The sequence below is a fragment of the uncultured Campylobacter sp. genome, from assembly GCF_937949835.1.
Classification (GTDB): domain Bacteria; phylum Campylobacterota; class Campylobacteria; order Campylobacterales; family Campylobacteraceae; genus Campylobacter_B.
The window spans coordinates 1-1,149 of record NZ_CALEDC010000161.1 but is presented as its reverse complement, the minus strand read 5'-3'; the positions used below and the strand labels follow the sequence as shown (position 1 = coordinate 1,149).

Here is a 1,149-nt window from a genome sequence, read left to right as displayed (position 1 = left end):
AAATTTTAAAATTTAAAATCCGCCATGCAGATCAAAAAATTTTAAAATTTCGCCGCTTCATATCCGATAAATTTTAAAATTTTACCGATGCAGATCGATTAAATTTTAAAAATTCTGGCACCCGCAAATCCAATAAATTTCAAAATTTCGCCGCTTAAATTTCATCGAAATTTTAAAGCTTACTTGATTATGTCGCGCTGACCTTTGGCGTTGATCTCGCTTAAAACGCCCATCTGCTCAAGCTGCTCGATGATCGTCGCGGCGCGATTGTATCCGATACGCAAGCGGCGCTGCAGGTAGCTGATCGAGGTCTTCTCCTCCTCCAAAACGATCGTCTTGGCTTCGTCGTAAAGCTCGTCAAGCACGATATTTTGCGGATTGATTATACCGCCTTCTTGCTTGGCGCCCTCGTTCTCGATCAAAAATCGCTCGTCATAAACGACGCTTTCTTGCGCCTTTAAAAATTCCGCGATCTTGTTGATCTCATTCTCGGTCGTAAACGGTGCGTGCAGGCGGATGAGTCCCGGCGCGGTAGGCGGCGTAAAGAGCATATCGCCCCGCCCAAGCAGGCTGTCCGCGCCCATCTGATCCAAAATCACCTTGCTATCGACCTTTGAGCCCACTCGGAAGCTGATGCGGCTAGGCAGATTCGCCTTTATCAGCCCCGTGACGACGTCTACGCTAGGGCGCTGCGTCGCTACGATGAGATGGATGCCGCTAGCGCGCGCCATCTGCGCCAAACGCGCGATGTAATGCTCTACGTCCTTGCCGCTCGTCATCATCAGATCCGCGAGCTCGTCGATGATAACGACGATGTAAGGCAAAATTTCGCCCCCCTCGCGCAGCATCTTTTCGTTGTAGTTGTCGATATTTTTCGTCCTGTTTTGCGCCATGAGCGAGTAGCGCTGCTCCATCTCCGCAACGAGATTGCTTAGCGCGATGATCGCCTGCTTAGGCTGCGTGATGACGGGCGTTAGTAGGTGCGGGATGTCGTTGTAGATGCTAAACTCGAGCATCTTCGGATCGATCATTATTAAGCGCAGGCTCTTGGGCGAGTTGCGATACAAAAGGCTAAGCAGCATGGCGTTGATGCCCACGCTCTTGCCGCTTCCGGTGGGGCCTGCGATGAGAAGGTGCGGCAGCTTCTTA

Annotated in this window: 1 protein-coding gene; it reads right to left on the bottom strand. The window is 50.7% G+C overall.

Features of this window, described 5'->3' with window-relative positions; genetic code table 11:
* Positions 1–179: 179 nt before the first annotated feature.
* A partial coding sequence (locus Q0256_RS03515; RefSeq protein WP_297960091.1) for an FtsK/SpoIIIE domain-containing protein occupies positions 180–1,149 on the bottom strand: 970 nt, incomplete at its 5' end.